Annotated in this window: 9 protein-coding genes; 6 read left to right on the plus strand and 3 right to left on the minus strand. The window is 64.0% G+C overall.

Features of this window, described 5'->3' with window-relative positions:
• Positions 1–272: 272 nt before the first annotated feature.
• Together V5A20_RS11570 and ilvA are read right to left on the minus strand one after the other, a co-directional pair.
• The gene (locus V5A20_RS11570) at positions 273–557 is read right to left on the minus strand and encodes a hypothetical protein (protein WP_332315304.1); all 285 of its coding nucleotides are present in this window, start codon (positions 555–557) and stop codon (positions 273–275) included.
• 430 nt (positions 558–987) lie between these two features.
• The gene (ilvA, locus tag V5A20_RS11575) at positions 988–2202 is read right to left on the minus strand and encodes a threonine ammonia-lyase (RefSeq protein ID WP_332327397.1); all 1215 of its coding nucleotides are present in this window, start codon (positions 2200–2202) and stop codon (positions 988–990) included.
• A 388-nt stretch (positions 2203–2590) separates the two neighbouring features.
• On the opposite strand from ilvA, the gene V5A20_RS11580 reads away from it, so the two are divergent.
• From V5A20_RS11580 to V5A20_RS11600, 5 genes are all read left to right on the plus strand, one after another.
• On the plus strand, positions 2591–3193 hold the full coding sequence (locus tag V5A20_RS11580) for a TetR/AcrR family transcriptional regulator (protein ID WP_332315306.1): 603 nt from the start codon (positions 2591–2593) through the stop codon (positions 3191–3193).
• Between the two features lie 173 nt (positions 3194–3366).
• Positions 3367–4011, plus strand: coding sequence for a nitroreductase family protein (locus V5A20_RS11585; protein WP_332315307.1), 645 nt, complete (start codon positions 3367–3369; stop codon positions 4009–4011).
• A 235-nt stretch (positions 4012–4246) separates the two neighbouring features.
• Positions 4247–4627, plus strand: a complete 381-nt coding sequence (locus tag V5A20_RS11590) for a DoxX family protein (RefSeq protein WP_332315308.1) — start codon at positions 4247–4249, stop codon at positions 4625–4627.
• A 60-nt stretch (positions 4628–4687) separates the two neighbouring features.
• On the plus strand, positions 4688–4969 hold the full coding sequence (locus V5A20_RS11595; protein WP_332315309.1) for a hypothetical protein: 282 nt from the start codon (positions 4688–4690) through the stop codon (positions 4967–4969).
• A gap of 83 nt (positions 4970–5052) precedes the next feature.
• A complete protein-coding gene (locus tag V5A20_RS11600; protein ID WP_332315310.1) occupies positions 5053–6894 on the plus strand; it encodes an ABC transporter ATP-binding protein in 1842 nt (613 codons plus the stop codon).
• A gap of 198 nt (positions 6895–7092) precedes the next feature.
• Here V5A20_RS11600 and V5A20_RS11605 read toward each other — a convergent pair whose 3' ends face one another.
• Positions 7093–7575, minus strand: coding sequence for a CBS domain-containing protein (locus V5A20_RS11605; protein WP_332315311.1), 483 nt, complete (start codon positions 7573–7575; stop codon positions 7093–7095).
• Positions 7576–7874: 299 nt separating this feature from the next.
• Here V5A20_RS11605 and V5A20_RS11610 point away from each other — a divergent pair, with 299 nt between their 5' ends.
• Complete coding sequence (locus V5A20_RS11610; protein ID WP_332315312.1) at positions 7875–8579, plus strand: SDR family NAD(P)-dependent oxidoreductase; 705 nt, start codon at positions 7875–7877, stop codon at positions 8577–8579.
• Positions 8580–8668: the final 89 nt, after the last annotated feature.

Consider the following 8668-nt stretch of genomic DNA (forward strand, 5'->3'; position numbering starts at 1 on the left):
TGAAAACCACATGCTCACCGCCCTCGCTGAAGGCCTCGCGATGGTCGAGGTGTTTCTTTAGGGCCTCGCCGTCGATCCTCCGGTCGCACTCCCGGCATGCTTCCCCATCAAAATACTCGATTCGTCGCCGAACGGCCTCGGGGATGTGGCGGGAGCGACTCATGGCAGGTGGGTCGACGCTACGATTTCACAGTGCGTGCAACCGAAAACGCAGCCGACCGGACAATGGATTCGGCGCCGGGGCGGGGCGCCCACGGGTGCCGAAGGAGTGACTACATTCCGATGGGTTGGGCTTCCCCCCCATTGCCGTCTTCGTCGTGACTGCCATCGGAGGCGGGGGTGCGGTCGCCCATGGACAAGGGCTTGGTGTGGAGGCCCGACTCGTCCTCGATGTCTCCGGAGCGGACGTGAACGCGGCCGTCGGTCTGGTCGACCGAATAGTTCCCAAAGTGCTCGTCGGACCAGTCGAGAATGCGATAGATCTCGTGGCCGAGCTGGTCGGCGTCGAGTACAAACCCGACCACCTGGTCCTGAGGGTCCTGCAGGCAGTAGTGCATATGCGAAGTAATTTGTCTGGAAGGGGAGTCAACATCGAGCAACGCACATTACTTGTAGCAACATCCGCACCACCCGCGTGCCACCGGGGCGGGACCTGTCACTTCGGCAACACGCCCTAAGGAACGGGAAGAGAGCTGACACCATTCGGGGACGATCCGCAGGAGGGCCCGACAATCCGTCGCACTTGACACTAGGGGCGCGCAGCAGTGGCCGGGCAGAGAATGAGGAAACCGGTGAAGAGAAGCGCGGGAAGGAGAGAGGGTCGTCGCTGGAGGTGGCCCTGCGAAGACCGCCGCACACGTGCTCCGTCGTGCTGACGTCTGGTTGCTCCTCCGATCCATTCCTGCACCACCGCACCTCTCTGGTCGGGGGCCGTCCGGCCGAGACACAGTGGTTGATGTTGTAGGGCGAGTTGCGACTGAACATCGGTCAGTTGACCCGTTCCACCTCGTACCCGTCGTTCTCGATGGCCGCGACGGTGTTTTCGGCCTGACCGCGGCCGCTGGTGATGACCTCGAAGACGAGGTACGCTTCGCCTACATCGAGGTCGTGCACCGCGCGCTCGTGGCGCACGTGCCGAATGTTTGCGCCCTGGCCGGCGATGCGTTCGGAAATGTCGGCCATCTTCCCGGGCTGGTCGTCGATGCGCACCCGGAGGCGGAGGAGCTGGATGCGATCGGCCATCGCATGGTCGAGCACCTCCTGCAGCCGCGCCGGGTCGATGTTGCCGCCGCACAAGAGGGGAACGACGGTCTCTCCGGTGACGTCGAGCTCATCGGACAGCAGAGCGGCGACCGGAGCGGCGCCCGCCCCTTCCACCAGTTGCTTTGCCCGTTCGAGCAGCAGCAGGATGGCCCCCGCAATCTCGCCGTCGGTGACCGTAAGAACTTCGTCGACGTGGCTTTCGATGAGGCCCAGGGTGAGGTCGGACACCCCACCGGTGGCGATGCCGTCGGCGATGGTGTCGGGATGGTCGATGGAGACCGGGGCGCCCTTGTCGAGGCTCTGGGGCACCGTCGCGGCGCCCGCCGCCTGCACCCCCACTACGCGCACATCCGGGGCAATGCCCTCGAGGGCCACACTCACGCCCCCGATGAGGCCCCCGCCCCCAATGGGCACAATCACGGTGTCGACGTCGGGCACCTGCTCGTAGAGCTCGAACCCGAGGGTGCCCTGTCCTGCGACGATGGCCGGGTCGTCGTATGCGTGAACGAAGAGCCGGTCGTCGCCCCGTGCCAACTGCCGGGCACGGGTCGTGGCCGCCTGGAACGTATCGCCCGTTAGCTCGACGTCGGCCCCGTAGCTGCGCGTCGCGTCGACCTTCGCCTGTGGGGCGTTTCGGGGCATCACGATGGTCGAGGGCAGGCCCACAGTCGTCGCCGCCAGGGCCACACCCTGGGCGTGGTTGCCGGCACTGGCGGCGACCACGCGCTCAACCGCCCCAGACGACACCTGGACGAGCTTGTTGTACGCCCCGCGCGTCTTGAACGACCCCGTGCGCTGCAAGTGCTCCATCTTGAGGGCCACGACCGCCCCGGACAGCTCCGAGAGCGAGTGACAAGAATCGGTTGGTGTTTCACGGACGACGGACGGATTGTCCAGGCGCTCGCGGGCGGCACGGACATCATCGAGTGTGACGGACATGAGGAGGGGGCGGGTGGAGGACTACGATTGGGGCCCAAAGAATGGAATGGAAGGGTCGGCCTGCGCCGTCTTGTCGCCGGCACCGGGCCTTCGCTAAACGCACTGTGTTCGTTGAGAAGGGCGAACAAGATAGGTGTTGGGGCCCGGTCGTCCAAACATACATTGCACGCACTCGGGCCAGTGCGCCAATCGCCGACAGCGCCGGCCCGGCGCGGAGGGCTCTATTTTCTCGCGGCGGGGGTGCAAGCGAGAGGTGGGGCCCATCCCCTTCATCCGTGCGGACAGGGGGACTCTGCGTTGCGCCCCACGCCGCCGAACATCTAGTTGGAATGACCGTTTCAAAATAGCAGTTTTTGTCACAGACCCGCCGCGTGCGGTGTATTGTCCCATGCCTCGTTCCCCAACGTTCGACCGCGACGCCAAAATTGAGCAGGCCATGCAACTCTTCTGGGAGAAGGGGTACGAAGCGACCAGCGTACAGGACCTGGTCGACCATCTGGGGCTGAACCGGAGCAGCCTGTACAACGCCTTTGGGGGGAAGCACGACCTGTACCTGGAGGCGCTCGACCGGTACCGGCAGGAGGACATCGAGTGGCTGCGGGGCCAGTTGCAGGAGGCCCCCACAGCGGTAGAGGGCATCCGGCAGGCCTTCGTGGCGGTGGCAGAGCGGGCGACAGAGAGTTGTTGTGGCTGCTTTACGACCAACGCGGCGGTGGAATGTGCGCCCCGCGACGCCTCCACACAGGAACGGGCCCGAGAGAGCTTCGAAGAAATGCGCTCGCTGTTTCGGGCCGCCGCGCAGCGGGCCCAGGAGGAGGGCGCTATCGATCCCGCCCGTGACCCGGCGGCCCTCGGCCGTCACCTCACCAATACCTACAACGGCATCCACCTGACCGCGAAGACGGATCCTCCCGACGAGGTCGTCCAGGACATCGTCGACGAGACGCTGCGCGGATTGACGTGTTCGGGCCACGGGTCGACGACGGCGTGAGAGGGAGCACGCTCGGCTCGGGGCAGGGCACCTTACAAGAACGTGATGGCTGTATTTGGAACACTCGTTCCAAAAAAGATTTCAACTTTGCGGAATTGAAACGGGCAGTCCAGAACGCCTCCGTTCTTTTCCGGCCTTCTTCTCCACTGCCATTTGCCCTTCTGCTCGATCCCATGGCTTCTCTCTCGCCCGCTCAGTCCCCAAAAGCCGCTGATGCGGACCACAACATTCTAGATCTCTTCCGCAAGCGATGGAGCCCTCGCGCCTTCGCCGACCGGCGTGTGGAACCAGACGCAATCCGGCGCCTGCTGGAGGCGGCCCGGTGGACGATGTCGTCCTACAACGAGCAGCCGTGGCGGTACATTGTTGCGTCGCGGCACGACAACCCGGAGGCCTACGAGCGGGTCCTCGGCTGCCTGATTGAGGGAAACCAGGCGTGGGCTCAGAATGCACCAGTGCTGATGATGTCTTTTTACAAGGAGACGTTTTCGGGGAATGATCGCCCGAACCGGTGCGCGCCCCACGATGTTGGGGCCGCCTCCGCCGCCCTCACGTTCCAGGCGACGGCGATGGACCTATACGTTCACCAGATGGCCGGCATTCGCAAGGACGAGATCTACGAGACCTACGACGTGCCGGACGATTTTGAGCCGATGGCGGGGCTCGCGGTGGGGCATTTGGGCGACCCGGAGATGCTGAGTGACGACAAGCAGGCGGCCGAACAATCGCCCCGCTCCCGCCAGTCGCTCGACGAGTTTGTGTTCGGGGACGACTGGGGGGCCCCGGCGTCCCTCGTTACAGATGAATCCTCCCCCTAAGTAGACACGCAAAAGAACCTTAACAACAAGTCATTCCGAGCGCAGCGAAGCGGAGTCGAGGAATCTCTTCGAAGATCAGCAGAAGCGACCTTCAGGCCGGTATATTCCCAAATCAGCGTTCGCGCTGGACCCAGTAAGATTCTTCGACTCGCTCCTCCCTCCGGTCGTCGGTCGCTCAGAATGACCCTCGAATAAACGTATTTCTGCGTGCTTACATAGTTGGGATTTCAGGCCAATGCGTACAAAGTATCTCTATTGGGGATCGACCGGTCTCGTGGCCCTCTTCATGGTGGTCTCGGCGACGCTCTACTTCGTGGCCGACGGCCCGGCAGCGGCCTTTGAGCGGCTTGGCTTCCCCGACTACTTTCGAATCGAGCTCGGAATTGCCAAGCTTGCCGGGGCGGTGGTGCTGGTTGCCCCTCTCCCCAGGGCCTTGAAGGAGTGGGCGTACGCCGGCTTTGCCATCAGTTTTGTGTCCGCCGTCATCGCCCACGCGGCCGTCGGAGATCCCCTGTCCGACCTTATTCCGCCGGTGGTGGCATTTGCGCTTTTGATGACCTCGTACGTAACCTACCATCGCTACTACCGATCCGAGTCGCCCTCCGATGACGCCTGAGCGAGGGCCCCGCGGCCCCCGACTTTGCACGTGCCGTCTCCACAACCGACCTTCAAGCCCATGACCGTTCAGTCTCCTCTTCGCAACTTCTTTGAGCAAGAACTTGACGACTCCCAGGCCCAAGAGCGTCCTTCTGGGACGGGGGGGCAGGTATCCACAGAGCATCTCGTCAGCCACCTGGTGGAACAGACGGTGCACCGTGCCGCACTGGACGCCGCCACGCACCGCCAAGAGTCCCGGCATTCGTCGGGGCAAGCGGCTGCCGGGGTGTCCTGGGAGAATGTCTTGATGGTGGCCGCGCTGACCGAACTGCGGCCCGTGAAGCTTCTGTCGAAAAACTGAATGGCCTGGGAGCGGCGGAACGGAAGCCGTGCCGGAATGCCGCCGCTGTGCTCCCTTCTCTGCTTTATTTTTGTTGTGCGTCTATGGCTGCTCCCGACCGCGATGAGCGCGAGTCTACCCTTGTCATCCTCCGTCGACTTTGGGGGGTGTTGTCCCCGTACAAGAGCCGGGTCGTTGGGGTCGCGCTGCTGATCAGCTTCTCAGCGGCACTGCAGGCAGCAGGGCCCCAGTTTGTGCGCTACGCGTTCGATGTGGTGATTCCGGACGGGCGCGGGAGGCTGTTTTTGTGGTTTGGGCTCGCCTTCGCCGGGTTCTACCTGTTTCGGGCGGTCGTGGAGTACGGGGGCATGTACTGGAGCTTTGCTCTCACGCAACAGGTGGTGAGCGACGTGCGCATGCAGGCCTACGACCACCTGCTGACGCTGCCGGTGTCTCGCTTCTCCAATGAGCAGTCCGGGTCCCTCAGCTCGCGTGTCGTGAGCGACCCGAACGCGCTGAAGGGCATGATCCAGGCGGCGGCGTCTCGCCTTTCCGGCCAGCTTGTGGCCATTTTGGTGGTGGCCGGTCTCCTGGTGTGGATGAACTGGACGTTGGCCCTGGTCAACCTGGTGATCCTGCCCCTCCTGGCCTTTGTCACCTACTACTACCAGGAGCCCCTCCGCATGGCCTCCCGCAGCATCCGCGAAACGGTGGCCCGCCTGACGGCCACCTCCACCGAAGCAATCTCCAACATCCGGGTTGTGAAGGCCTTTGTCGGCGAAGAGCAGGAGCGCGAGCGCTTCGGCACGCACAATCAGGCGTACGTCGACATCAACCTCGACCGCCGCAAGGACGTGGGCAAGATGGAGGGCCTCATCAACATCACGTCCAACTACGGAACCGGCGCCCTTCTGCTCGTGGGGGGCTGGATGGCCGTAAGCGGCAGCCTCACGCTCGGTGAGCTGACGGCCTTCATTATGTACCAGCGCCAGCTCCAGGGACCGGTGCAGTCGGTTATGTTCTTCAACGACAAGCTGCAGGCGGGCATGGCGGCCCTGGAGCGGCTCTCCGAGCTTATCGACACCGATCCCGAGACCGGGGGCGACCGTGCGGAGGTGCCCGTGGGGCCAGTGGAGCTGGAGAAGGTGCGCTTTTCGTACCCGGACGCCGACGAACCGGCACTGCGGGATCTGTCGCTTCGCATCGAGCCGGGCGAAACGGCGGCGCTTGTGGGATCGTCCGGGGCCGGCAAGAGCACAGTGGCCAACCTCATCGGCCGCTTCTGGGATCCGCAAGAGGGGCGCGTCACGATTGACGGCATCGACCTCCGGTCGTTCGAACTGAAGGCCCTGCGGGAGCACGTGGCCCTCGTGCCACAAGACCCGACCCTCTTCTCCGGCACGGTGGCCGACAACATCCGGTACGCCGAGCCCGACGAGCCCGACGAGGCCGTCCGTCGTGCCGCAGAGATGGCGAACGCGCACGGATTTGTTCAGCAGCTGGCCGACGGCTACGACACCCAGATCGGCGAGCGGGGCGTGCGGCTGTCCGGTGGGCAGAAGCAGCGTGTCGCCATCGCCCGTGCCATCCTCACCGACGCCCGCATCCTCTTGCTTGACGAAGCAACTTCTGATCTCGACAGCGAGTCGGAAGCGGTCATTCAGGATGCCCTGGACGGGCTCTTCGCGCGGGGGGATCAACTCACGTCCATCGTCATCGCCCACCGCCTCAGCACCATTGAGAACGCGGACACGATCTTTGTGCTGGAAGACGGACAGCTCGAGGAGCACGGTTCGCACGACGAGTTGCTGGCCAGGGGCGGGCGCTATGCAGAGCTGTGGGCACTGCAGCGGCGAGACGTGGACCGGTCCGTCCAGCCCAACCGTGCACAGCGGCCCGTTGCAACGTCCTCGCCGGCAGACGAGCCGTCGTCGACGCGCACGTAGCTCCAGTAGGGGTAGCTCCAGTAGGGGCCCTCAGATCCGGATCGCAGGCGCGTCGCCACTGGCCTGTGGGCCAGAAGCGCATGGAGCGGACGGAAGAGGGGTACGCCCGGCCCCCGCCTCCTGCCTGGTCTGCATTCCGTATCGCCAGGTCCCGTATCGCCAGGTCCCAACGCGCCCGTACATCACCCCGAGCGGATGCTATCCAGAATACGTCCCGGTAACGTACTGGCGAAGTCGGCTGGTTTCGCGCTGGGCCGTCTCGATAATCTGCTTCACACCGTCCCCGATCGAGACGATGCCGATCAAATCCCCCTCCTCATCGACCACGGGAAGGTGCCGGCATCGGAGCCTCGTCATCAGGCGCAAGCACTCCTCGAGTGGCTTGTCGGGGCGGACGGTCGCCACGTCTTTGGTCATCACCTCCTGAACCTCCGTTTCGTCTGAGCTTCGTCCCTTCAGGGCAATGTCCTGCATGTAATTCCGCTCGGTAAAGATGCCGGCGATGGTGTCTCCGTCCATCACCACGATGGAGCCAACATCGCGCTCTGCCATCCGGCCAATGCATTCAAACACTGTCGCCGAAGGGGGGGTGGTGAGGACGTTGCGATCGTCGGTCAGAGAGGACTTGGATTGGATAACGTCTTGTGCTCGGGTGTCAAGAAGGCCATCTCGTGGGTTCATGGTACGGAGGTGGGTTGTGTGACGGGGGGCAGCGGGAGAGGTACGTCGAAGCCAATGGCCTGCAGAGAGATTAACAGTTGATTCGTCTAATGGACGTAGGGTTCGTGCTCTTGGACAACACCGTTCCCTCTTCTTTCAAGATATAACGCTTTATACAAAATTGAAAGAAGTCCGACCGAGGACGAGAGGAGAGAGCTCCTTCTCTTCTTCGGCGGATGTGGAAACAATCGTCTGAACTTGGGGTCTTGAGCCCCATTCGTACGGGGCACGTACGCCTCAATCTACACAGTTTCGACCCAATGGATACCACTCGAACCGCCCTCGTTACCGGCGGCAACCGCGGCATCGGCCTTGCCATCTGCGAAGGGCTCGCCGAGCGTGGGTTGGACGTCGTGATGGCCTCCCGCAACGAAGACCGGGGCGAAGGCGCCGCGGCGTCGATTCGGGGGCGCGGCGGATCGGTGCGCGTGGAGCAGCTCGACGTGATCGAGACCGCTTCGATCGAGGCCTGCAAGGAGCGCCTGGACGCCGACGACGTGACGGTCGACGTGCTTGTGAACAACGCCGGCGTCTACCCGGACGCCGATGCGCTGGAGGCCACGATCGACCAGCTCGACCAGGCCTGGACGGTGAACACACGGGGGCCATGGCTGCTGGCCAAGGCCTTCGTGCCGGACATGCTTGAGCGGGGGTATGGGCGTGTCGTGAACGTGTCGTCGGGGTCGGGGTCGTTTGGGGAGGGGCTCGACACGAATCACGCCGCCTATTCGGCTTCGAAGGCGGCCCTCAACGCCCTGACGATGACCCTCAACGACGCACTGCCCGCCGGCCCCGACGTGAAGGTGAACTCGATGGGGCCGGGCTGGGTGCACACCCGCATGGGGGGGGAGGCGGCCCCGCGGACGCCCGAGGAGGGGGCCGACACGGCCCTCTGGCTGGCGACGCTTCCGGAAGACGGGCCCAGCGGGGGCTTTTTCCGGGACCGAGAGCGCATTCCGTGGTAGGGAGGATTTCGTGGTAGGGAGGCAAGCCCCCGCACCTAGCGACCGGACACTTTTGAATGGCAGGTCGCTGCTCGCCGGTGAAGCTCTCC

The organism is Salinibacter sp., from assembly GCF_036626415.1.
Lineage (GTDB): Bacteria > Bacteroidota > Rhodothermia > Rhodothermales > Salinibacteraceae > Salinibacter.

Coding starts and splice junctions, on each gene's coding strand:
- V5A20_RS11585 (WP_332315307.1), top strand. CDS start 3,367: ATGGCTTCTCTCTCGCCCGCTCAGTCCCCAAAAGCCGCTGATGCGGAC.
- V5A20_RS11605 (WP_332315311.1), bottom strand. CDS start 7,575: ATGAACCCACGAGATGGCCTTCTTGACACCCGAGCACAAGACGTTATC.
- V5A20_RS11580 (WP_332315306.1), top strand. CDS start 2,591: ATGCCTCGTTCCCCAACGTTCGACCGCGACGCCAAAATTGAGCAGGCC.
- V5A20_RS11590 (WP_332315308.1), top strand. CDS start 4,247: ATGCGTACAAAGTATCTCTATTGGGGATCGACCGGTCTCGTGGCCCTC.
- ilvA (WP_332327397.1), bottom strand. CDS start 2,202: ATGTCCGTCACACTCGATGATGTCCGTGCCGCCCGCGAGCGCCTGGAC.
- V5A20_RS11595 (WP_332315309.1), top strand. CDS start 4,688: ATGACCGTTCAGTCTCCTCTTCGCAACTTCTTTGAGCAAGAACTTGAC.
- V5A20_RS11600 (WP_332315310.1), top strand. CDS start 5,053: ATGGCTGCTCCCGACCGCGATGAGCGCGAGTCTACCCTTGTCATCCTC.
- V5A20_RS11610 (WP_332315312.1), top strand. CDS start 7,875: ATGGATACCACTCGAACCGCCCTCGTTACCGGCGGCAACCGCGGCATC.
- V5A20_RS11570 (WP_332315304.1), bottom strand. CDS start 557: ATGCACTACTGCCTGCAGGACCCTCAGGACCAGGTGGTCGGGTTTGTA.